The organism is Brevundimonas sediminis, from assembly GCF_048799765.1.
In the GTDB taxonomy this organism is placed as follows: Bacteria; Pseudomonadota; Alphaproteobacteria; order Caulobacterales; family Caulobacteraceae; genus Brevundimonas.
In genome coordinates, this window is the sequence record NZ_JBLYQK010000009.1 from 20,129 (window position 1) to 40,721 (window position 20,593).

General features: G+C 68.9%; 22 protein-coding genes and 1 other annotated feature. Of the genes, 15 read left to right on the forward strand and 7 right to left on the reverse strand.

The window, feature by feature from the left end; translation table 11 throughout:
* Positions 1 to 2: 2 nt before the first annotated feature.
* Together ACLQ7T_RS07130 and ACLQ7T_RS07135 are read left to right on the forward strand one after the other, a co-directional pair.
* Positions 3 to 713: a response regulator gene (locus ACLQ7T_RS07130; RefSeq protein ID WP_420478798.1), complete on the forward strand. Its 711-nt coding sequence runs from the start codon at positions 3 to 5 to the stop codon at positions 711 to 713.
* The gene (locus tag ACLQ7T_RS07135; RefSeq protein ID WP_420478799.1) at positions 710 to 2,293 is read left to right on the forward strand and encodes a sensor histidine kinase; all 1,584 of its coding nucleotides are present in this window, start codon (positions 710 to 712) and stop codon (positions 2,291 to 2,293) included. The genes ACLQ7T_RS07130 and ACLQ7T_RS07135 overlap by 4 nt, the downstream gene beginning before the upstream one ends.
* Before the next feature lie 3 nt (positions 2,294 to 2,296).
* Here the strand turns inward: ACLQ7T_RS07135 and ACLQ7T_RS07140 are convergent, their stop codons facing one another.
* Positions 2,297 to 2,704, reverse strand: a complete 408-nt coding sequence (locus tag ACLQ7T_RS07140; protein WP_420478800.1) for a DUF983 domain-containing protein — start codon at positions 2,702 to 2,704, stop codon at positions 2,297 to 2,299.
* A gap of 166 nt (positions 2,705 to 2,870) precedes the next feature.
* On the opposite strand from ACLQ7T_RS07140, the gene ACLQ7T_RS07145 reads away from it, so the two are divergent.
* Positions 2,871 to 5,729 carry a tetratricopeptide repeat protein gene (locus ACLQ7T_RS07145; RefSeq protein WP_420478801.1) on the forward strand — a complete coding sequence of 953 codons (2,859 nt, stop codon included), beginning with the start codon at positions 2,871 to 2,873 and terminating at the stop codon, positions 5,727 to 5,729.
* Between the two features lie 45 nt (positions 5,730 to 5,774).
* On the opposite strand, the gene ACLQ7T_RS07150 is transcribed toward ACLQ7T_RS07145, so the two are convergent.
* The 3 genes from ACLQ7T_RS07150 to ACLQ7T_RS07160 all read right to left on the reverse strand — a co-directional run bounded on the left by ACLQ7T_RS07150 (position 5,775) and on the right by ACLQ7T_RS07160 (position 7,264).
* Positions 5,775 to 6,053, reverse strand: a complete 279-nt coding sequence (locus ACLQ7T_RS07150; RefSeq protein ID WP_331045640.1) for an HU family DNA-binding protein — start codon at positions 6,051 to 6,053, stop codon at positions 5,775 to 5,777.
* Positions 6,054 to 6,173: 120 nt separating this feature from the next.
* Positions 6,174 to 6,992 (reverse strand): flagellar type III secretion system pore protein FliP, encoded by an 819-nt coding sequence (fliP, locus tag ACLQ7T_RS07155; RefSeq protein ID WP_420471432.1) that lies wholly within the window; start codon positions 6,990 to 6,992, stop codon positions 6,174 to 6,176.
* Complete coding sequence (locus ACLQ7T_RS07160) at positions 6,989 to 7,264, reverse strand: FliO/MopB family protein (RefSeq protein ID WP_420471431.1); 276 nt, start codon at positions 7,262 to 7,264, stop codon at positions 6,989 to 6,991. The genes fliP and ACLQ7T_RS07160 overlap by 4 nt, the downstream gene beginning before the upstream one ends.
* A gap of 148 nt (positions 7,265 to 7,412) precedes the next feature.
* Between ACLQ7T_RS07160 and flgB the strand changes: the two genes are divergently transcribed.
* From flgB to fliE, 3 genes are read left to right on the forward strand one after another with little or no spacing between them, the layout of a single operon-like run.
* Positions 7,413 to 7,823 (forward strand): flagellar basal body rod protein FlgB, encoded by a 411-nt coding sequence (gene flgB, locus ACLQ7T_RS07165; protein WP_420471430.1) that lies wholly within the window; start codon positions 7,413 to 7,415, stop codon positions 7,821 to 7,823.
* 17 nt (positions 7,824 to 7,840) lie between these two features.
* On the forward strand, positions 7,841 to 8,260 hold the full coding sequence (flgC, locus tag ACLQ7T_RS07170) for a flagellar basal body rod protein FlgC (protein ID WP_420471429.1): 420 nt from the start codon (positions 7,841 to 7,843) through the stop codon (positions 8,258 to 8,260).
* Between the two features lie 9 nt (positions 8,261 to 8,269).
* Positions 8,270 to 8,569, forward strand: a complete 300-nt coding sequence (gene fliE / locus ACLQ7T_RS07175) for a flagellar hook-basal body complex protein FliE (protein ID WP_420478802.1) — start codon at positions 8,270 to 8,272, stop codon at positions 8,567 to 8,569.
* A 36-nt stretch (positions 8,570 to 8,605) separates the two neighbouring features.
* Here the strand turns inward: fliE and ACLQ7T_RS07180 are convergent, their stop codons facing one another.
* The gene (locus ACLQ7T_RS07180; RefSeq protein WP_420478803.1) at positions 8,606 to 9,754 is read right to left on the reverse strand and encodes an acyltransferase family protein; all 1,149 of its coding nucleotides are present in this window, start codon (positions 9,752 to 9,754) and stop codon (positions 8,606 to 8,608) included.
* Positions 9,755 to 9,838: 84 nt separating this feature from the next.
* Positions 9,839 to 9,891 (forward strand) — a sequence feature (sul1 is cis-regulatory element that is thought to sense ions involved in sulfur or methionine metabolism; They are found in Alphaproteobacteria).
* A 50-nt stretch (positions 9,892 to 9,941) separates the two neighbouring features.
* Here ACLQ7T_RS07180 and ACLQ7T_RS07185 point away from each other — a divergent pair.
* Complete coding sequence (locus ACLQ7T_RS07185) at positions 9,942 to 11,426, forward strand: SulP family inorganic anion transporter (RefSeq protein WP_420478804.1); 1,485 nt, start codon at positions 9,942 to 9,944, stop codon at positions 11,424 to 11,426.
* A gap of 30 nt (positions 11,427 to 11,456) precedes the next feature.
* Here the strand turns inward: ACLQ7T_RS07185 and folE are convergent, their stop codons facing one another.
* Positions 11,457 to 12,032, reverse strand: a complete 576-nt coding sequence (folE, locus tag ACLQ7T_RS07190) for a GTP cyclohydrolase I FolE (protein WP_420478805.1) — start codon at positions 12,030 to 12,032, stop codon at positions 11,457 to 11,459.
* Positions 12,029 to 13,114, reverse strand: coding sequence for a hypothetical protein (locus tag ACLQ7T_RS07195; RefSeq protein ID WP_420478806.1), 1,086 nt, complete (start codon positions 13,112 to 13,114; stop codon positions 12,029 to 12,031). The genes folE and ACLQ7T_RS07195 overlap by 4 nt, the downstream gene beginning before the upstream one ends.
* Positions 13,115 to 13,248: 134 nt before the next feature.
* Between ACLQ7T_RS07195 and fliQ the strand changes: the two genes are divergently transcribed.
* The 8 genes from fliQ (at position 13,249) to flbD (ending at position 20,557) form a co-directional block, all read left to right on the forward strand.
* The gene (gene fliQ / locus ACLQ7T_RS07200; RefSeq protein ID WP_141627527.1) at positions 13,249 to 13,512 is read left to right on the forward strand and encodes a flagellar biosynthesis protein FliQ; all 264 of its coding nucleotides are present in this window, start codon (positions 13,249 to 13,251) and stop codon (positions 13,510 to 13,512) included.
* 7 nt (positions 13,513 to 13,519) lie between these two features.
* Positions 13,520 to 14,290, forward strand: coding sequence for a flagellar biosynthetic protein FliR (gene fliR / locus ACLQ7T_RS07205; RefSeq protein WP_420478807.1), 771 nt, complete (start codon positions 13,520 to 13,522; stop codon positions 14,288 to 14,290).
* Positions 14,283 to 15,359: a flagellar biosynthesis protein FlhB gene (flhB, locus tag ACLQ7T_RS07210; protein WP_420478808.1), complete on the forward strand. Its 1,077-nt coding sequence runs from the start codon at positions 14,283 to 14,285 to the stop codon at positions 15,357 to 15,359. The genes fliR and flhB overlap by 8 nt, the downstream gene beginning before the upstream one ends.
* Before the next feature lie 107 nt (positions 15,360 to 15,466).
* Positions 15,467 to 17,095 carry a flagellar basal-body MS-ring/collar protein FliF gene (gene fliF, locus ACLQ7T_RS07215; RefSeq protein ID WP_420478809.1) on the forward strand — a complete coding sequence of 543 codons (1,629 nt, stop codon included), beginning with the start codon at positions 15,467 to 15,469 and terminating at the stop codon, positions 17,093 to 17,095.
* A 14-nt stretch (positions 17,096 to 17,109) separates the two neighbouring features.
* Positions 17,110 to 18,135, forward strand: a complete 1,026-nt coding sequence (gene fliG / locus ACLQ7T_RS07220; RefSeq protein ID WP_420478872.1) for a flagellar motor switch protein FliG — start codon at positions 17,110 to 17,112, stop codon at positions 18,133 to 18,135.
* A 1-nt stretch (position 18,136) separates the two neighbouring features.
* Positions 18,137 to 18,790 (forward strand): FliH/SctL family protein, encoded by a 654-nt coding sequence (locus ACLQ7T_RS07225; protein ID WP_420471422.1) that lies wholly within the window; start codon positions 18,137 to 18,139, stop codon positions 18,788 to 18,790.
* Positions 18,790 to 19,122 carry a flagellar motor switch protein FliN gene (gene fliN, locus ACLQ7T_RS07230; protein WP_420471421.1) on the forward strand — a complete coding sequence of 111 codons (333 nt, stop codon included), beginning with the start codon at positions 18,790 to 18,792 and terminating at the stop codon, positions 19,120 to 19,122. The genes ACLQ7T_RS07225 and fliN overlap by 1 nt, the downstream gene beginning before the upstream one ends.
* A gap of 37 nt (positions 19,123 to 19,159) precedes the next feature.
* Complete coding sequence (gene flbD, locus ACLQ7T_RS07235; RefSeq protein WP_420478810.1) at positions 19,160 to 20,557, forward strand: sigma-54-dependent transcriptional regulator FlbD; 1,398 nt, start codon at positions 19,160 to 19,162, stop codon at positions 20,555 to 20,557.
* Positions 20,558 to 20,593 lie beyond the last annotated feature (36 nt).

Genomic DNA, 20,593 nt, shown 5'->3' on the forward strand with positions numbered 1-20,593 from the left:
ACATGGCGATCATGCAGCGCACCGTTCTGGTGGTCGATGACGACCCCCACATTCGCGATCTCCTGACCTTCGCCCTGCGCAAGGCGGGACTGGCCACGCGTGAAGCCGGGGACGGGGAAGCGGCCCTGGCCGATCTGGAGGCCCATGCCTCCGATCTGGTCGTGCTGGACATCAACATGCCGCGCATGGACGGGATCGAGACCTGTCGTCGTCTGCGGGCCAAGGGAGACACGCCGGTGCTGTTCCTGTCCTCGCGCGACGACGAGTTCGACCGTATCCTCGGCATCGAACTCGGGGCCGACGACTATGTCACCAAGCCCTTCAGCCCGCGGGAGGTGGTGGCCCGGGTGGCGGCCATCCTGCGGCGGACGGCGCGGACGCCCGCGCCCCTGCCGTCGGGGGCGGTGACCCACGGCAAGCTGTCGCTGGACGCCGAGGGCTGGCGCGCCGCCTGGGGCGGGGCCGAGGTGCCGCTGACGGTGACCGAGTTCGCCATCGTCCGGGTGCTGGCCGCCCAGCCGCGCATGGTCTTCACCCGCGACGCCATCATCGACCGGGTGCACGGCCCCGGCTTCGCCATGACGGACCGGACCATCGACAGCCATGTCCGCAACCTGCGCGGCAAGTTCGCGTCAGTGGGCGGCGGCGATGTGGTCGAGACCCGGCCCGGCCTCGGCTACCAGCTGGGACCCTGCCTCGGCGCGGCGGCGTGACGGGAGAGCCCGGCCGCTTCCGCCTGTTCGTGCGGCGCCACTGGCCGGCCCTCAGGCTGAGGACGATCCTGCTGTCGGTGCTGCTGTTCGCGGCCCTGCTGCCGGGCTTCGCGGGGATCTTCCTGCGGGTGTACGAGAACACCCTCGTCCGGCAGACGGAGGCGGAGCTGGTCGCCCAGACGGCGGCCCTGTCGGCCACGGCGGAGGCCTTGTGGCCGGGATCGCGACTGACGTCCCCGACCGAGATGCAGCGCCGCACGCCGGGCTGGTACCAGCCGGAGGGGGCGACCATCGACCTGGGGTCGACGCCGGTGCTGCCCCCCCGGCCGGCCACGGCTCCGGCCGCGCCGCCGCGACCGGATGCGGTCGGGGTCGGTGAACGACTGGATCCCATCATGGAGGAGACCAGCCGCACCACCCTGGCCTCCATCATCCTGCTGGACCGGGACGGAACGGTGGTGCGCGGCTTCGGGCAGGGGGGCGGCTGGAGCGCCCTTCCCGAGGTGCGCGCCGCCCTCGCCGGGCGGCCGTCGACGGTGCTGAGGCGCAATGCGGACTACCGGCCGCGATATTCGATGGAATGGCTCAGCCGGGCGTCGGCGCTGCGGATCCATCACGCCCGGCCGGTGACGGTGAACGGTCGGGTGGAAGGCGTCATCCTGGTGTCCCGGTCACCCCGCGCCCTGTTCCGGGGCGTCTACCAGGACCGCATCAAGATCGCGCTGGGGATCGTCGGCGTGCTGGGGTTCATCGCCTTCCTGGCGGTGCTGGTTTCGCGCGGCATCGCCAAGCCGATCGAACGTCTGAGCCGGGTGACGCGCGAGGTGGCCGCGGGTGGGGGAGAGGTCCCGCCGCCGCCCGCCACCGCGGCGGTCGAGATCCGCACCCTGTACGAGGACTTCGGGGTCATGGCGAAAGCCATCGAGCGACGCTCACGATACCTTCGCGACTTCGCGGCCGCGGTCAGCCATGAGTTCAAGACGCCGCTGGCCGGGATCAACGGCGCGGTCGAGCTGCTGCAGGACCATGAGGACATGTCGCCCGCCGAGCGGCGTCGCTTCCTGGACAATATCGCCGGCGACGGGCATCGGCTGTCGGCGCTGGTCACCCGGCTGATGGATCTGGCGCGGGCCGATATGGCGCGGCCGGAGGCAGGGCTGTCGGTCGATATTCGGCCGCCTCTTCTGAAGGCCGTGGACGCCGCCTCGCCCGGGCTGGCGGTGACGTTGGACCTGCCGGACGATATGCCGCCCGTCGCCGCCCCCGAGGCGACGCTGGAAGTGGTCGTGGCCACCATGCTCGAGAACAGCCGGCAGGCCGGGGCGTCCTCGGCGCGGATCGCCGCACGCCTGGCCGGGGATACGCTGGTTCTCTCGATCGCGGATGACGGCCCGGGGATCGCGCCGGCCGATCGCCAGCGTATCTTCGAGCCCTTCTTCACCACGCGTCGCAGTGAGGGCGGGGCCGGGCTCGGCCTGTCGATCGCCCGCGCGCTTCTGGCGGCCAATCAGGCCACGCTGGACCTGGCGCCGAGCGGGGACGGGGCGGTGTTCGAGATTGGTTTGCCGCTCGCCGGCTGAGCCTCAGCGCAGGTGCGAGCCGTCGCCGTGCTGGCCGAAGCTTTCCCACTCCGGAGGGGCCGCCTTGTGCACGAACTGTTCGGACACCAGCCAGCCCTTCAGCGGGCGGAGGACCGCCAGACAGGCGAGGGTCAGCAGGGGCATGGTCACGACGAGGTGGACCCAGACCGGCGGGTGAACGGCAAACTCGAACCACATGAACAGGCCCATGCCGATGACGCCGACCAGGCTCATGCCGAAGAAGGCCGGACCGTCAGCCGGGTCCGCGAAGCTGTAGTCCAGGCCGCAGTTCGGGCAGTTGTCCCGGATCTTCAGGAAGCCGCGCAGCAGCGGGCCCTCGCCGCATCGGGGGCAGCGGCAGCGCAGGCCGGTCTTCAGGGTGCTGAGGCGCGGATAGACGGGGTCGGTCATGGGGTCAGCCGGGGTGCTTCCAGTGCTCATTCCGACATCGCATGTCGGCCTGTCGGCGGGGTAGCGCAAGCGGGGCTGTTTGTCGCGGGGCGCCGGGCGAACAATGGCTCTCCGGTCACCATCCGTTAACCGTGCTTAAAGGGCGTTCGCGCGAGTGTGCGCGCGTATGTCCGGGGTCCGCACCAGCAAACGCATCCTGAAGTCGACCGTGGCGGTGGCCGCGGCCGGCACGGTCGCGCTCGCCCCGCTGGCGCCCCTGTACGCCCAGGAGGGCGGCGGCGCGCTGGACCCGATCACCATCCGGGTCGGCGCCAATGCGACCTTCACCCGCGTGGAATTCGCCGGCGTCATCGGCGCGCGGTCCCAGGTCCGGCGTGAGGGTGACGCGGTCATCATCCGGATCGGCTCCACCGCCGCGCCGGATATCTCGCGCCTGCGGGTTGATCCGCCCCCGGGGGTCGAGAAGGTCGAGACCCGCGCCGTCCGCGGCGGGACCGAAGTGGTCCTGACCCTCGCCGACGGGGCCGATATCCGCAGCGGCTCGTCCGACGGCGCAGTCTTCGTCAACTTCTATCCCACAGCGCCGGAAGCCTCGATCCTGCCCGCGGCGCCGGTCGAGGCGGTCACCGTGCCGGTGGCGTCGCGTCTCGGGCCGGACAAGGTCACCCTCGACTTCAAATGGGACCGTCCGGTCCCGGCGGCGGTCTTCCGCCGGGGGGAGGCGGTCTGGGTGGTGTTCGACGCGCCCGGCCGGATGGACATGGACGGCGCCCGCGCCCTCGGTCCTGCAACCGCCGCGCACTGGACGGCGACGCCTGACCATGTCGCGGTCCGGATCGCCGCGCCGCGCGGCCTGCGGGTTTCAGCGGTCGCCACGGGTTCGACCTGGAGCGTGACGATCGGTGGTCCCGCCGCTTCGGCCGGCGGCGTCACCGTCGACCGTGAGGAAACGGGAGAACCGGCGCTGGTCGCGCGGATGGCCGGGGCGACCCGGGCGATCTGGCTGACCGATCCGATGGCGGGAGACCGTTTCGCGGCCGTGACCGCCCGCGCCCCCGGAAAGGGTTTCGCGGACAGCCGCCAGACCATCGACATGACCCTGCTGCCGACGGCCCACGGTCTGGCGGTCGAGACCCTGGTGTCCGATCTGACCGTCCGGGCGGACGGCGATCTCGTGACCCTGGCCCGTCCGGGCGGGCTGACCCTGTCGGCGCCGTCGGCGACGCTGGACGAGGCCAGCACCGAGCCCGGCGCGCCGCGCAAGGGGCGTTACCCCGGCCAGATTGTGGACGGATGGGACAATACCGGCCATGCCGGCTTCGCGGCGCGCTATCGTGAGCTGCAGGACGCCGCCGGCGCGGAGTCGGCCGCGGCCGGGGACGATCCGCGTGCGCCCATCGAGGCGCGCATGGCGCTGGCCCGGTTCCTGGTGGGCTCCGGGCTTTACTACGAGGCCATCGGCGTTCTGAACGCCGTCGTCGCCCAGACGCCGAACATGCAGGGCGAGCCGGAGTTGCGGGGCCTGCGCGGCGCCGCGCGCGCCGCCATCGGTCGCCTGGCCGAGGCCCAGGGCGACTTCGCTTCCTCCGCCGTCGCGGGCGATCCCGCCTCCGCGGTCTGGCGCGGCTATATCGCCGCCAAACAGGGCGATTGGGAATCGGCGCGTCAGGCCTTCTCCGCCGGCGCCGGGGCCGTGGACGACTTCCCGCCGGTCTGGCGCGCCCGGTTCGGCTCGGCCCACGCCGAAGCCGCGCTCGAGAGCGGTGATCCGGAAGCGGCCCGCGCCCTTCTGGCCTACGTCTTCAGCCAGAACGCCCCCGCGGCGGACCAGCTGGTCGCCCGCAATGTGCAGGCCCGTCTGTTCGAGCAGGACGGCATGAGCGATCGCGCCCTCGCGGTCTACCAGGCCGTCAGCCGGGCCCCGCTCGACAATGTCGCCGTGCCCGCCAAGCTGGGCGTGATCCGGCTGTCGCTCGAACGCGGAACGATGAAGCCGGATGTGGCGGCCAGGGAGCTGGAGGCCCTGCGCTGGCGCTGGCGGGGTGATGCCATCGAGCTGTCGGTCATTCGGGAGCTGGGGCAGCTCTATCTTTCGCAGGGTCTCTATCGCGAGGCGCTGACGGCGTTGAAAGGCGTCAACGGCCGCATGCAGCGCCTGTCGGGCGCCGCCGACCTGCAGACGGATCTGTCGAACGCCTTCCGCATGCTGTTCCTTGAAGGGGGGGCGGACGGGCTGCAGCCTGTGCAGGCGCTGGGCCTGTTCTACGACTTCCGTGAGCTGACCCCGGTCGGCGCCGACGGGGACGAGATGGTTCGCCGGCTGTCCCGGCGCCTGGTCGACGTGGATCTTCTCGATCAGGCCGCCGAGCTCCTGAAGCACCAGGTGGATGAGCGGCTGGACGGCGTCGCCAAGGCCCAGGTCGCGACCGACCTGGCGACGATCTATCTGATGGACCGGCAGCCCGAGAAGGCGCTGCAGGCGCTGTGGAGCTCGCGCACGACCCTGCTGCCCACGGCGCTGAACGCCGAGCGGCGGGCGCTGGAGGCGCGGGCCCTGATGACCCTCGGTCGCTATGATCATGCGCTGGAGGTGCTGGGCGCGGACGCGTCGTCCGAAGCGAAGGCGGTGAAGGCGGAAATCTTCTGGAAGCAGGAGAACTGGGGTGGCGCGGCGGCCCTGTACGAGGCGGCGCTGGGGGACCGCTACCGGAACACCGCGGCCCTCACCCCGGACGAGGAAGCCCGGCTGATCCGCGCCGGCGTCGGCTATTCCCTGGCCCACGATGCGGCCGGACTGGGGCGGCTGTCGCGGAACTATCGTCCGTTCGTGGCCGGCGCCCGGTCCAAGGTCGCCCTGTCCATCGCGCTGGACGGCATGGGCGGCATGGACGGCGCGGTGTCGGCGAGCGATTTCGCGACCCTCAGCGCCTCGGCCGACACCTTCGCCGGCTGGGTCAACGAGATGAAGAGCGATCTCAGACAAAGAACGGGCGGGAATCGCCCCGCGACCCCCGCCCGTTCCTGACTTCAGCGCGTACGGCGCGCCCGTGGGCCCGCCGACGTGAACCGCTTACTTGTTCACCGCATCCTTGAGCGGCTTCGAGACGCGGAAGCGCACAGCCTTCGAAGCGGCGATCTGGATGGTGCCGCCGGTGGCCGGGTTACGGCCTTCGCGGGCAGCGCGGGCGGCGGTGTCGAAGACACCCAGGTTCGAGATGCGCACGTCGCCGCCGGCGACCAGCGACTTGTGGATGTTCTCGACGATCGCGGTCAGGACGCGGCCGGCGTCGGCTTGGCTGACGCCCGCGTCCTTGGCGACGGCGGCGATGAGTTCGGCTTGAGTAGTCATTGTGGGTCGTTTCCCGATTAAGTTCGCCCCGCGAGTCAGGGGCGACGACGGACGGATCAACGCCGTTTTTTTTCCGCATGGCAAGCGGCTTCGGCGCTGAAAGCCCCACGGGGTGGGGATTTATCCGCCCCCGGAGGCTCTCTGGAAGCTCTCGACCAGGCTTCCGGCGACCAGTCTCCACCCGTCCACGAGCACGAAAAAGATCAGCTTGAACGGAAGCGAGATGACGACCGGCGGCAGCATCATCATGCCCATCGACATGAGCACGCTCGCGACCACAAGATCGATCACAAGGAACGGAACGAAAAGGAGAAATCCGATTTCGAAGGCCCGCTTCAGTTCGCTGATCATGAAGGCCGGGGTGACCACCCGGAGGGGCAGGTCGACGGCTTGCCGAGGGGCCTCGATATTGGACAGGCGGGTGAACAGGGCGAGGTCGTCCTGGTCGACCTGACCGAGCATGAAAGTCTTCACAGGTTCTGATGCCGCATCGAAGGCCTGCGGCAGCTCCATCTGCTGGTCCAGCAGGGGGCGGATGCCCGAATCATAGGCGTCCTGCCAGGTCGGAGCCATGACGATGGCGCTCAGAAACAGGGCCAGGGAGACCAGAACCGCGTTGGGCGGGGATTGCTGCATGCCCAGGGCGGTCCGCAGCAGAGAGAGGACGACGACGATCCGCACGAAGCTGGTCGTCATGATCACGATGGACGGCGCCAGCGACAGCACCGTCATCAGGCCGACCAACTGGACGACCCGCTCGGTCAGGCCGGCGCCCGTGCCCAGGTCGACGTTGATCGCGGCGCCGCCCGAGGCGACCTCCTGGGCCAGGGCGGCGAAGGGCCAGCACAGGCAGAGCAGGGTGGTCAGCAGGGACAGAAGGGCCGCCCGCTTCAGCTCGGCGCGGGTCGGCACGGCGAAGACGCCCTTGAGCGCGGTCAACGGCCCAGCTCCGGGCCGCGGGGCTCAATGAGCTCCTTGCCCTCGCCGAGGAGGATCAGTCGCTCCTCGCTGTCCACCCGGACCAGGACCAGCCGCCGGGCGGGGTCCAGGACCAGGGTCTCGACCACCTGCATCCGGCGTTCGCCGCGCTCGGCGCTGAGTCGGGCCAGCAGTTGGGGCGCGTAACGCCGCGCCGCCCAGGCCGCCAGCCCGATGATGCCGAGGGTGAAGGCGAGGGCGAAAACGGCCCTGAGCAGATCAAGGAAATTCATGCGGACGGGCCCCGCCGGAGACTGATTCCGACGCAGCAGATTTCGGCGATCATGGTTAACGCCACGTTGAGATAACGCCTCATTAACCATGCAGGCGGCATTTTCTGCCCATCGAACCGTGGGCGATCCGCGCCCGGAGACCCGAACCTTGGGCTTCACCGACCTTCCCCTGCTGGGCCAGATCAAGGGCCGCCTGTCCTGGCTGGACCAGCGCCAGCGCGTCATCGCCGAGAACGTCGCCAACTCGGACACCCCGGGCTACGTCGGCCGCGACCTGACCCAGCCGACCGACTTCGCGGCGGCGCTGCGCAACGGCGGCGGCGTGCGGATGACCCGGACCAGCGCCATGCACATTGCGCCGGCCGACCAGGGGGCGACGCGTTTCGACACGGTCAAGGCGCCGGACTCCGAGACCACGCTCGACGGCAACGCCGTGGTGGTCGAGGAGCAGATGCTGAAGATGGCCGAGAGCCGCATGGCCTATGACGCGGCGATCGGATTCTACCAGAAGTCCATGCAGATGCTGCGCGCGGCGGCCCGTCCGCCGGGCCGCGGCTGATGAGAGGGAGATAGCCGATGCCGGACCCCGTTCCCCCCCGCAACAACGCCATGGCCGTCGCCGCCAGCGCCCTGAAGGCGCAGCAGTCGCGCATGCGGATCATCGCCGAGAACATCGCCAACGCCCAGTCCACGGCCCTGACGGCGGGCGGCGAACCCTATCGCCGGCAGATTCCCGTCTTCCAGGCGCGCGAGATCGACGGCGCGACCGGTGTGACCCTGGCCGAGGTGCGACCCGACCAGGGCGACTTCCGGTCGGAGTACGACCCCTCCCACCCGGCAGCCAACGCCGAGGGCTATGTATTGCGTCCGAACGTCGACACCCTCGTCGAGGCCATGGACATGCGCGAGGCCCAGCGGGCGTATGAGGCCAACCTGAACGTCATCGAGACGGCGCGGTCGATGGAGACCCGCACGCTCGACCTGATCAAGCGATAGGACTGAGCCATGAACCCCATGATGGCGGCCAAGGCCTATTCCGCGATCCAGGGCGGCGCCCTGCCGACCGCGCCGACGGCGGCGCCGCAGGCCTCGGGCTTCGCCGAGATGCTGACCAACGTCATGGGCGACATGACCCAGGCCACCCGCGGCGCGGAGGCCCAGATGGCGGCCTCGGTCCAGGGGCAGGGCAGCCTGATCGACGTGGTCACCGCCGTCAGCTCGGCCGAGGCGTCCCTGGAAACGGTCATGGCCGTTCGCGACCAGGTCATCTCGGCCTATCAGGAAATCATGCGGATGCCGATCTGACGGCGCTTCAGGCCCGATACCGGGCCTGATCCCTGATCAGCCCTCGATCGACACGACCGGTTGCAGCGGGCGAAGCGGCCGGCTGCGGCGCGACTTCAGCCAGCCGCGGATGCGGTTCTGGATCGGTGTGTCGACGATCGTGTGGAAGAGCCAGGCGAAGACGAAGGCCGCCGCCACGCCCGCGAACCAGAGCGCCCACTGAACCGGCGAGGGCAGGGCGAATTTGGCCACCAGCACATTGATCACGCCGAACCAGGCGATCCGCACGACCTCATTGGTGATGAACATCGAGAAGGAGACCTGGGCGGCCTTCTCGACCCATTTCGACGGGCGTGGCGTGGGCGTGGCGCCCGCGGCCAGGATGATGGTCGAGATGCAGGCCAGAGAGATGAGGGCGTGCTTGTCGAAATACTGGACGAAGGCCAGCAGCAGGGCCGCGCCGATCCCGGCCCAGCCCGCCGCCCGCGGCGCGATCCCGACCTTCTGCGCGAACCAGGCCAGGCACATGCCCAGCAGGAACAGCGGCAGGGCGCGGAAGAAGCCGAAGCCCATCGGCATCTGGTAGACCGGGTAGCCCAGCAGGGTCCAGGTCAGCTGGTTGGCCACCAGGTACAGGCCGACGCCCAGCGCCAGAACGCTCCAGGGGCCCAGCCTGACCAGACCGCGCAGGATCCACGGGAAGGCAAGGTAGCAGCCGATCAGGGCCGACACCGACCAGCTGGGGGCGTTCCAGCCCAGGCCGCCATGAACGCCGAACGCCTGGGTCAGGGTCACCTGCGCGGGCAGCTGGTCCCAGCGGAACCATTCCGGCGCACGGGGGGCGAAGCCCAGCAGGCCGCCGAACACGACCAGGGCCACCAGGCCGGCGACCATGATGAGGTGGGCGGGCAGGACCCGCAGATAGCGCTTCAGGAAGAAGTCGCCGGCCGACATCGATCCGCGCGACACCGCCGCGCCGTAGACCCGCATCAGCACATAGCCGCTGTCGATCAGGAAGAAGTTGGTGAGCAGGAAGCCGCCGCGTTCGAACACGGGGTGCAGGCCTTCGGCCAGCGGCACGGGGGCCGACATCTGGAAGTGATGCAGGATGATCAGGCTGGCCACAATGAAACGCAGGGCGTCCAGCCAACCGCCGCGAACGATCGGGACTGTCTCATTTCGGGTCGAAATCACATTCCAGGGCATCGAACCGGCCTCCTTCGCGGGGCGCTCCGCAAGGAGTGCGCCGGTTGCCATCCGGCCGGGACTCGGGCATTGGGCCGCGCGTCACAAGGACCCGTTCGATCGGGTGGCTACCCCGGGCGCCGATCCCCCGGGAAACCTGAACCGGTAAGGGCCGAAGTCGCCGCCGGTCCAACCGCAGACCGTTCGCATGACCCTTCTCGCCTCCGCGCGCCAGCAATGGCTCGCCAGCCCGCGCCGTGACCTCCTGGCCGGCACGGTCGTCGCCCTGGCCCTGATCCCCGAGGCCATCGCCTTCTCCATCATCGCCGGCGTGGATCCGGCGGTCGGCCTGTACGCCAGCTTCATCATCGCCGTGACCATCGCCATCGTCGGCGGACGCCCGGCGATGATCTCGGCCGCGACCGGCGCCATGGCCCTGGTCATGGTCACCCTGGTCCGGGACCACGGGCTGGAATATCTGTTGGCGGCCTCCCTCCTGACCGGGGTCTTCCAGATCCTCGTCGGCCTGCTGAAGCTCGGCCGCTATATCCGGTTCGTCAGCCGCAGCGTTATGACCGGCTTCGTCAACTCGCTGGCCATCCTGATCTTCCTCGCCCAGATGCCCGAGTTGATCGGCGCCAACTGGCAGACCTTCGCCCTCGTCGCGGCGGCCCTGGCGATCATCTATGGCGTCCCGCGCCTGACGAAGGCCGTGCCCTCGCCGCTGATCGCCATCATCGTGATCAGCGCCTTCGTCATCTGGACCGGAATGGATGTCCGCACGGTCGGCGACATGGGGCAGATGCCCACCACCCTGCCGGCCTTCCATATTCCGGCCGTGCCCCTGACCTGGGAGACGCTGACCATCATCGGCCCGGTGGCGGCGACGCTCGCCTTCGTCGGCCTGCTCGAGTCCCTGCTGACGGCCAACCTGCTGGACGACATCACCGACACCCCGTCGGACAAGGACCGCGAGACCCGGGGGCAGGGGATCGCCAACATCATGGCCTCCCTGTTCGGCGGCATGGCGGGCTGCGCCATGATCGGCCAGTCGATCATCAATGTGACCTCCGGGGCGCGCGGACGGCTGTCGACCCTGTGGGCCGGCCTCTTCCTCCTGTTCCTGATCCTGGTGCTCCAGGACTGGGTGGCCCGCATTCCCATGGCCGCGCTGGTGGCCGTGATGATCATGGTGTCGGTCGGCACCTTCGACTGGAAGTCGGTGCTCAATATCCGTGCGATCCCGCTTCAGTCCTCGATCGTGATGATCGCCACCACGGTGACGGTGGTGGCCACCCACGACCTGTCCAAGGGCGTGGTGCTGGGCGTCATCCTGTCGGCCGTGTTCTTCATGCGGAAGCTGGGCAAGACCCTGACGGTGCGGGAAATCGGGACGCCGGAACCGGGCGTCCTCCGCTATCGCGTCAGCGGTCAGCTGTTCTTCGGCTCGGCGGATGTTTTCGCCGCCGCCTTCGAGCATCACGGCCAGCCGAAGCGGGTCGAGATCGACATGAGCGAGGCCCATCTCTGGGACCTGACCGGGGTGGCCGCCGTCGACAAGGTCGTCTTCCGCTATCGTCGGCAGGGCGCCGACGTCGAGGTCACCGGCATGAACGCCGCCGCCGTGACGCTCGTCGAGCGCCTCGGAAAACACGACAAGGCCCATCTGCCCGCGGCGGGCGCCGCCCACTGACGACGGCGCATGGCGCGGCTTCGGCCGCGCCTATTTCCGCGTCAGCCGCAGGAACTCTTCGCGGGTGCGCGGGTCGTCGCGGAAGGCGCCGCTCAGGTGGCTGGTGGTCAGGCTGGCGCCCGGCGCGTTGACGCCGCGCAGGGTCATGCAGCTGTGTTCGGCCTCGATCACCACGCCTACGCCTTGCGGACGCAGCACTTCCTCGATCGCCAGCGCGATCTCCGAGGTCATCTTCTCCTGGATCTGCAGGCGGCGGGCGAAGCCGCGCACCACCCGGGCCAGCTTGGAGATGCCGACCACGCGGTCGGTCGGCAGGTAGCCGACGTGGGCCACGCCGACGACCGGCAGCATGTGGTGCTCACAGGCGCTGACGAAGCGAATGTCCTTCAGCACGACCATCTGGTTGTAGCCGCCGACCTCCTCGAAGGTCTTTTCCAGATACTGGCGCGGGTCGGTCTCATAGCCCTCGTAAAGCTCGCGGTAGCTGCGCGCGACGCGCGCCGGCGTCTCCAGCAGGCCCTCGCGGTCGGGATTGTCCCCGGCCCATTCGATCAGGGTGCGGACAGCGGCTTCGGCGTCGGCCTGGGTGATGCTCGGCTTGGTCATGGGGCCTTAGACCCCGAAGCGGCGACAGTTTCCAGCCCCAGGTCTTTATCGATGAAGGCGATGCGCTGGCGGATCGCCCATGATCGATCCTGTCGGAGCAACCGTGCCAGTGCTTCGACGTCCGCGACGGCGCGACGATGGCGAACCAATCCGTCCGCGGCGATCCGGCGAACCGCGGCGGAGCGGTCTCGCGCGGCCAGCTCGAGAATTCGGTCGAGTGGCGCGGGACGTTCAATCGGTCGACTCTGAAATTTCGGAATGCGCCGGCTGATGTTGAACGACTTGTCGATCCACTGACGATCATAGCCCATCCGACGGGTCGCCTGGCCGTCGATCAGGGTGCGAAACGCGGTGGCTCGAACGGCGACGCTGGAGGCTTCCTGGGCGATGGTCAGAAGCCGGTCATCTAGCAGACCTGTCATCAAGACATGCGCGAAGACCTGATGAACGGCCGCCGTCTGTTCGGTGGCGATGCGCCCAATAAGACAGGCCACTACGTCCGGGCGAGCGAAAGCCTGGTCCAGCACGACGGCGTCAGCATCGGTCCGCCGCCAGTGAGTTTTTCGGTCCAGGAGGAAAAGGGCCGCTTCCGCGACGACCTCGGGCGCCGCTTGCGCGAACACCCTCCTCGTGCAGCCGGTCGCCGCTCGGCGCACGGGTGCGGCCCAGTCGTTCAGCCGATAGGCGATGGCGGCGAGGACAAAGGCGCTGTCGGCTGTCTGAATCCTCGCAAGCGCGGATTCGCGGACATAGCCGTTCGCGCTGAACAGGAAGAGCGTGGCCAGTTCGGGCGCGTGTCGCATCTGGGCGATAGCCACCTCGCGATAGGAAAACGGGGTAAGGAGAGGCGGCGCCGACCGGAACAATCCGCCGAGAACCCGGTGTATCCAGCCCGGCCGAGCCAGATGGAACCAGTCGTAGTGACTCCACGCGAAAGCGGAATAGACGAGGTTGATGTCAGACGGAGGAAGCGCCGACAGCGCGCTGACAAACCTGCGAACCACCTCGCGCTCCGGCGCGCGCCTCTGCAACTGATCCAGAACGGACTCGAGCAGGACGAAGAATGAGGCCGGCAAGGCCAAGTGTGCGGGTGTGTTCACAACCGGTCGTACCACAAGGTCATGTCGAACCGCCAAGCCACTAACGCCTTGTTAACCACGCTCCCGGCATTTCTTGCCCGGTTCGGTCGCGCGTTCTGCGGCCCGTGGAGCCTGTCATGAACGGCGCGGAAGTTCTGGATGTGGGTCGCGACGCCCTGTGGCTGACGATCCAGCTGTGCGCGCCGATCCTGCTGGTCGGTCTGGTCGTCGGCGTGGTCATCGGCCTGGTGCAGGCCCTGACCCAGATCCAGGAGCAGACCCTCATCTATGCCCCCAAGATCATCGCCATCTTCGTTTCGCTCCTGCTCTTCCTGCCGCTGATGGGCGCCCTGCTGGGCGGCTTCATGCGGACCATCGCCGCGCGCATCGCCGGCATGTGACCGGCGCGTGGAGCCGTACGCCACATCCGAGCAGGTCTGGCAGGGCGCGCTGATCTTCGCCCGCATCGGCGCGGTGCTGCTGATGCTGCCCGGCGTGGGCGAAAGTTATGTGCCGCCGCGCATCCGCCTGTCGTTCGCCCTGGTCGTGACCCTGGCCCTGTGGCCGGTCGTGGCGGGCGGGCTGCCCGCCCTGCCGGGGACCCTCGGAGGAATGGCGGGCTGGGTGATCCGAGAGGTGGTCGTCGGCCTGATGATCGGAGCCCTGCTGCGCGCCTTCCTGACCGCCCTGTCGACCGCCGGCGAGATCGTTTCGCTGCAGACCACGCTCAGCTTCGCCCAGACGGCCAATCCCATGCAGGCCCAGCCGGGCACCACCATCTCGGCTTTCCTGATGCTGTTGGGCACGACCCTGATCTTCGCCACCGACACCCATCATCTCTTCATCGCCGGGCTGGTGGGCTCCTACGACCTGATCGCGCCCGCCCGTCCGCTGATGACGGGAGATTTCGCGACCCTGGCGATCCGCACGATCGGGGACAGCTTCGCGCTCGGCGTTCAGCTTTCAGCGCCGCTGCTGGTCTTTGCCCTGATCTTCAACCTCGCTTCGGGACTGGTCGGCCGGGTCATGCCGCAGTTCCAGATCTTCTTCGCCGCAGCCCCGCTCAGCGTGATCCTCGGGCTGTCCATCTTCGCCATGAGCCTCGGCGTGCTGGGGACGGTCTTCATCGACCGGTACCGCGCCCTGGCCCAGGTCTTCGCGGGAGGCGCCGGTGGCTGAAGGCGCCGATCCCGAGTCGAAGACAGAAGAAGCCACCCCACGAAAACTAGCCGATGCGCGGCAGAAGGGGGATGTCGCCAAGTCGATGGACGTCGGCTCGGCCGCCGCCCTTCTGGGCTCCACAGCGGTGCTGCTGGGCGCCGGGGGCTGGTTCGCCTCGTCGATGGCCGAGCAACTGCTGCCCTTCATCGCCGCCCCTCACCGGATGATGGGCGGACTGGATGCGGGCGCGGGCGTCGAGATCGGCATGCACGCCCTCTGGGCGGTGACGCCCTTTCTCGGCGCCCTGATGCTGGCGACGATCGTCGGCGGGGTCGGGGGCAACCTGGCGCAGTCCGGCCTGATCTTCACGGCCGACAAGCTGAAGCCGCAATGGAGCCGGCTCAATCCGCTCGAAGGCTTCAAACGCATCTTCGGCCCGGACGGCCTGGTGCAGTTTCTCAAGACCTTCCTCAAGCTTCTGGCCGTCAGCTTCATCTGCTGGATGGTGATGAAGCCGCACGTCCGGGAGTTCGAGAACCTGTCCGCCCTGCCGCCGGCGGCCATCCTGCCGCTGGCGCGGGACATGGCGATCGCCCTGATGGCGGCGGCGATCATCTTCCTCGGGTTCACGGCGGGGGCCGACTACCTGTGGCAGCGCTTCCGGTTCGCCAAGCGCATGCGGATGTCCAAGGAAGAGCTGAAGGAAGACTACAAGCAGGCGGAAGGCGACCCGCACGTGAAGGCGAAGCTGAAGCAGATCCGCATGCAGCGCAGTCGTCAGCGGATGATGGCCAATGTGCCCAAGGCGACGGTGATCGTGACCAACCCGACCCACTACTCGGTCGCCCTGCGCTATGAGCCCGACCAGGGCGACGCCGCGCCGGTCTGCGTCGCCAAGGGTGTCGACGCCCTGGCCCTGCGCATCCGGGAGGTCGCACGCGAGCACGAGGTGCCGATCGTCGAGAATGTGCCACTGGCCCGGGCGCTCTACGCCGCCGTCGACATCGACGAAACCATCCCGCGCGAGCATTTCGAAGCGGCGGCCAAGGTGATCGGATTTGTCATGGGTCAGCGCCGCAAACGCTGACCATTCACCGGTCTTAACGCGCCTCTTAACGGGTCATTTACCACGCGCCCGGCATTTTCTGCCCAGCGGGTCGAATGAGGGTCCCGTAAGTATCGGGGTCAGGGCGCGTGGGCGGCTTCACGGCGGCGTTGCAGAAGTTCGGGATCGGCCGTCTGGCCGTGGTGCTGGGCGTCGCCGCCGGCGTCGCGGCGGTGCTGATCGCCGTCATGCTGCGCATCGGGCAGGCGCCGGACGCCCTGCTGTATTCGAACCTCGATCTGCGCGAGGCGTCCGAGGTCACCACCGCGCTGGACAGCGCCGGCATCAAATACAGCTCGCGCGGCGACGGCTCGACCATCTTCGTCAGCCGTGACCAGGTCGGCGAGGCCCGCATGCTGGTGGCGGGCAAGGGGCTCGTGACTTCGGGCAGCGTCGGCTACGAAATCTTCGACAACCAGTCGGTGCTGGGCCAGACCGAGTTCCAGCAGAATCTGAACGCCAAGCGCGCCCTGGAGGGCGAGCTGGCGCGCACCATCCTGGGTCTGCGCGGCATCCAGTCGGCGCGGGTGATGATCGCCCTGCCGGAGCGCCAGCTGTTCCAGGCCCAGGCGGCCGAGCCCACCGCTTCGGTGGTCGTCGGCGTGACGGGCGGGCAGCTGAGTAGCGCCCAGGTTCAGGCGATCCGCAACGTCGTCGCCTCTTCCGTGCCCAACATGAAGCCGGAGAAGGTCACCCTGACCGACACCTCGAACCGCACCCTGGCCGCGGGCTCGGCGGCCGACGGGTTCAGCGCGGCCTCGGCCGAGGAGGCGCGGGGGCAGACCGAGGCCCAGCTGCAGGCCCGCATCAAGGATATCGTCGAGGGCGTCGTCGGCGTCGGCGGCGCGCGGGTGCAGGTCACCGCCGAGATCGATCATGCCCGCTCCACCACCCAGGAGCAGCGCTTCGATCCGGACGGGCAGGTGGTTCGCTCGACGTCCACCAACGGGACGGAAAGCACCGACACGACCGGCGTCCCGGACGGCGGAGCGACGGCGACCAACAACATTCCGGGCGGGCAGGCGCCGGGCGCCGCCCAGCAGGGCTCGCGCGACACCCAGAACACCGAGACCACCAACTACGAGATCTCCAACACCACCACGACGACGGTGAAGGAAGCCGGCGAGATCAAGAAGCTGGCCGTGTCCGTCCTGCTGGACGGCAAATGGACCCCCGCCGCCAACGGCGACGGCGAGCCGACCTATGAGCCGCGCACGGCCGAGGAGATCGCCCAGATCAAGTCGCTGGTCGCCGCCGCGGTGGGCATCGACGAGACTCGTGGCGACAAGATCGAGGTGCTGAACGTCCGCTTCAACCGCGACGCGGTGGCGGGCGGCGGCGCCGAGGCCGGGTCCTCGCTGTTCAACTTCACCAAGGACGACCTGATGCGGGGCGTGGAGCTGCTGGTCCTGCTGGTGACCGGCGTCCTGCTGATCTTCTTCGTCCTGCGCCCGCTGCTGAAGACCGCGACCGGCGGCGGCGCGCCTGAAATGGCCGGCGCCGGCGGCGTTCCGGTCACCGCCCTGCAGACCTCGATCGTCGGCGCCGGCGGCGCCGTCCCCCAGCTGGGCGCGCCGTCCGACATGGAGCAGCGTCTGGACATCGCCCGCATCGAGGGACAGGTGAAGGCGTCGTCGGTGAAGAAGGTCGCCGAGTTCGTCGAGAAACATCCGGAGGAGTCGACCTCGCTTCTCCGCAGCTGGGTGCATGAAGGCTGATGTCCGGCGCCCGCATGGTCACCAAGAAGCCGGCGGTCGATGACGTCAGGAAACTGACGGGACCGGAGAAGGCGGCTGTCATCCTGCTCTCCCTTGGCGAAGAGCACACCCGGCTCTGGGAAGGGCTGGATGATGAGGAGGTGAAGGAAATCTCCCAGGCCATGGCCGGCCTGGGCACCGTCAGTTCGACGGTGGTCGAGGAGCTGATGGTCGAGTTCGTCTCGGGCATGACCGGCTCGGGCGCTGTCATGGGCAGCTACGAGCAGACCCAGAAACTGCTGGCGTCCTTCATGCCGGGCGACCGCGTCGAAGCCCTGATGGAGGAAATCCGGGGGCCGGCGGGCCGGACCATGTGGGACAAGCTCGGCAATGTGAACGAGGCCGTGCTCGCCAACTATCTGAAGAACGAATACCCGCAGACCGTTGCGGTGGTTCTGTCCAAGATCAAGCCGGACCACGCCTCGCGCGTGCTGACCAGCCTGCCCGAGGACTTCGCCCTGGAGTGCGTGCAGCGGATGCTGCGGATGGAGCCGGTCCAGCGCGACATTCTGGACAAGATCGAGCAGACGCTGCGCACGGAGTTCATGTCGAACCTGGCGCGCACCTCCAAGCGCGACAGCCACGAGCTGATGGCCGACATCTTCAACAGCTTCGACCGTCAGACCGAGGCCCGCTTCATCGGTGCGCTCGAGGAGCGCAACCGCGAGGCCGCCGAACGTATCCGCGCCCTGATGTTTGTGTTCGAGGACCTGTCGAAGCTGGACCCCGGCGGCGTCCAGACCCTGCTGCGCGCGGTCGAGAAGGACTCGCTGGCGCTGGCCATGAAGGGCGCCTCGGAAACCCTGCGCGAGATGTTCTTCTCGAACATGTCCGAGCGCGCGGCGAAGATCATGCGGGAGGACATGGAGTCGATGGGGCCGGTGCGTCTGAAGGACGTCGACCAGGCCCAGATGGCCATGGTGCAGGTCGCCAAGGATCTCGCCGCCAAGGGTGAGATCATGCTGGTCGGCCAGGGCGGCGATGACGAGTTGATCTACTGACATGACCGCGCAAGCCGAAAAACGCCTGTTCTCCTTCGACACCGAGTTCGACGCGGGCGGCGAGGTCGTGCGCGGTTCGGGCTGGCGTCCGACCAAGCACGCCTGGACCCAGGCGGAGGTCGAGGCCCTGGTCGCCCAGGCGGCGGCGGACGCGCGCGAAACGGCGCTGGCGGAAATGGCCAGCCTGCAGGCGGCGGCCCTGTCGTCGATCAGCCAGGCCCTGGCCAATGCCGCGCCGGCGCTCGGTCAGATCGCCCGCGCCCATCGCGAGCAGTCCGCGGAACTGGCCATGGCCGCCGCAAGGGTCGTGGCCGCCTCGGCGCTCGACCGCTTCCCGCAGGCGCCGCTGCAGGCCGCGCTTGAGGCGCTCGGGCAGGAGATCGACGCGTCGCCGCGCCTGGTCATCCGCACTGGCCAGCTGAACGACGACACCCGCGAACGGCTGCAGCAGATGGCCGCCGACGCCGGCTTCTCGGGGGCGCTGGCCTTCCGCGACGAACCGGGGCTGCCGCCCGCCGCCTTCCGGCTCGAATGGGCCGATGGTCGCGCGGACTTCGAGCCGGACGCCGCCTTCGGCCGCATGGCCGAGGCTCTGAATTCTGCCCTGGCCGCCGAGGCCGGGCACGCTGAAACCCTGAACGACGGGAGGTTCTGATGGCCACCGACACCATGGCTCTGGAGGAGTTCTCCTCCGAGAACGGCTTCCCCGCCCACGAAGAGGTCACCGAGAAGTCGGCGCACGATCTGGCGCCGGTCTTTGATGTGCCCGTGAACATCTCGGCGGTCCTCGGCAAGGCTCACATGTCCGTCGCCCAGTTGCTCAAGCTGAACCGCGGCAGCGTGCTTGAGCTGGACCGCAAGGTCGGGGAGGCGATCGACATCTTCGTCAACAACCGTCTCGTCGCCCGCGGCGAGGTGGTGGTCGTGGAAGACCGTCTGGGCGTGACCATGACGGAAATCATCAAGACGGAAGACTCGGGCGCCTGATCGGCGACCGGCTGTAAGAGATTAGAGGAGAAGACCCATGCGGCTTCTGGTGGTTGGCAGGCTCAGCGGACAGCTGGCGACGGCGGTGAAGATGGCCATGGCGCACGGCGCCAAGGTCCAGCACGTCGAGCGCGGCGATCAGGCGACGGAGCAGCTGCGACGGGGGCAGGGCGCCGACCTGCTGATGGTCGACTATCGCGTCGACATCGCCGCCCTGATCTCGGCCAACGAGAACGAGCGGATCCACGTCCCGGTCGTGGCCTGCGGCGTCGACGCCGACGCGGTGGACGCGGCCAACGCCATCCGGGCGGGCGCCAAGGAGTTCATCCCGCTGCCGCCGGAAGCGGACCTGATCGCGGCGGTCCTGTCGGCGGTCGCCGACGACGAGCGCCCGATGATCTCGGCCGACCCGTCGATGAAGCACGTCATCCAGCTGGCCGACCAGGTCGCCCGCTCGGAAGCCTCGATCCTGATCACCGGGGAGAGCGGCGTCGGTAAGGAAGTCATGGCCCGCTATCTGCACGCCGGGTCCAAGCGCGCCGAGCGTCCGTTCATCAGCGTCAACTGCGCCGCCATTCCGGACAATCTGCTGGAGTCCGAGCTGTTCGGTCACGAGAAGGGGGCCTTCACCGGCGCCCTGGCCCGCCGCATCGGCAAGTTCGAGGAGGCCGACGGCGGCACCCTGCTGCTGGACGAAATCTCGGAGATGGACGTCCGGCTGCAGGCCAAGCTGCTGCGCGCGATTCAAGAGCGGGTCATCGACCGAGTCGGCGGGACCAAGCCGGTGCCGGTCAACATCCGCATCATCGCCACCTCCAACCGCGACCTGGCCAAGTCGGTCGCCGAGGGCAGCTTCCGCGAAGACCTGCTGTATCGCCTGAACGTCGTGAACCTGCGTCTGCCCGCCCTGCGCGAACGTCCGGGCGACATCGGCGTGCTGGCCGATCACTTCGTGAAGAAGTACGCGGCCGCCAATGGCGTGCCGGTGCGCCCGATCTCGGCCGAGGCGCGTCGCGCCCTGACCACCCATCGCTGGAACGGCAACGTCCGCGAGCTGGAGAACGCCATGCACCGCGCGGTGCTGCTGGCGGTCGGTCCCGAGATCGACGTGGACGCCATCCGTCTGCCGGACGGCCAGCCGCTGAGCGCCGGGACCGCGGGGGCGGCCTCGAGCCCCGACGCGGGCCCCGCCGCCCGGGCCGCCCACGCCGCGGATGTCGTCACCCGCTCCCACGTCGGCCAGACGGTGGCGCAGATGGAAAAGACCCTGATCCTCGACACCCTGTCGCACTGCCTGGGCAATCGCACCCACGCGGCGAACATCCTGGGCATCTCGATCCGGACCCTGCGCAACAAGCTGAACGAATACGCTGACGAGGGCACGTCCATCCCGGCCCCGCAGTCGGGCGTCGCCGCCTCCGGCTACGCGGCCTGATCCATGACCCACGGCCCGGACCGCAGAAGCGTCCTG

Bases quoted from the DNA above. Each gene is read 5' to 3' on its own strand.
- ACLQ7T_RS07180 (WP_420478803.1), bottom strand. From the start codon at position 9,754: ATGCCCTGGAATGTGATTTCGACCCGAAATGAGACAGTCCCGATCGTT.
- ACLQ7T_RS07150 (WP_331045640.1), bottom strand. From the start codon at position 6,053: ATGACTACTCAAGCCGAACTCATCGCCGCCGTCGCCAAGGACGCGGGC.
- ACLQ7T_RS07225 (WP_420471422.1), top strand. From the start codon at position 18,137: ATGACCGCGCAAGCCGAAAAACGCCTGTTCTCCTTCGACACCGAGTTC.
- ACLQ7T_RS07160 (WP_420471431.1), bottom strand. From the start codon at position 7,264: ATGAATTTCCTTGATCTGCTCAGGGCCGTTTTCGCCCTCGCCTTCACC.
- ACLQ7T_RS07140 (WP_420478800.1), bottom strand. From the start codon at position 2,704: ATGACCGACCCCGTCTATCCGCGCCTCAGCACCCTGAAGACCGGCCTG.
- ACLQ7T_RS07130 (WP_420478798.1), top strand. From the start codon at position 3: ATGGCGATCATGCAGCGCACCGTTCTGGTGGTCGATGACGACCCCCAC.
- ACLQ7T_RS07185 (WP_420478804.1), top strand. From the start codon at position 9,942: ATGACCCTTCTCGCCTCCGCGCGCCAGCAATGGCTCGCCAGCCCGCGC.
- fliQ (WP_141627527.1), top strand. From the start codon at position 13,249: ATGAACGGCGCGGAAGTTCTGGATGTGGGTCGCGACGCCCTGTGGCTG.
- fliE (WP_420478802.1), top strand. From the start codon at position 8,270: ATGAACCCCATGATGGCGGCCAAGGCCTATTCCGCGATCCAGGGCGGC.
- flgC (WP_420471429.1), top strand. From the start codon at position 7,841: ATGCCGGACCCCGTTCCCCCCCGCAACAACGCCATGGCCGTCGCCGCC.
- flbD (WP_420478810.1), top strand. From the start codon at position 19,160: ATGCGGCTTCTGGTGGTTGGCAGGCTCAGCGGACAGCTGGCGACGGCG.
- ACLQ7T_RS07145 (WP_420478801.1), top strand. From the start codon at position 2,871: ATGTCCGGGGTCCGCACCAGCAAACGCATCCTGAAGTCGACCGTGGCG.
- fliN (WP_420471421.1), top strand. From the start codon at position 18,790: ATGGCCACCGACACCATGGCTCTGGAGGAGTTCTCCTCCGAGAACGGC.
- folE (WP_420478805.1), bottom strand. From the start codon at position 12,032: ATGACCAAGCCGAGCATCACCCAGGCCGACGCCGAAGCCGCTGTCCGC.
- fliG (WP_420478872.1), top strand. From the start codon at position 17,110: ATGGTCACCAAGAAGCCGGCGGTCGATGACGTCAGGAAACTGACGGGA.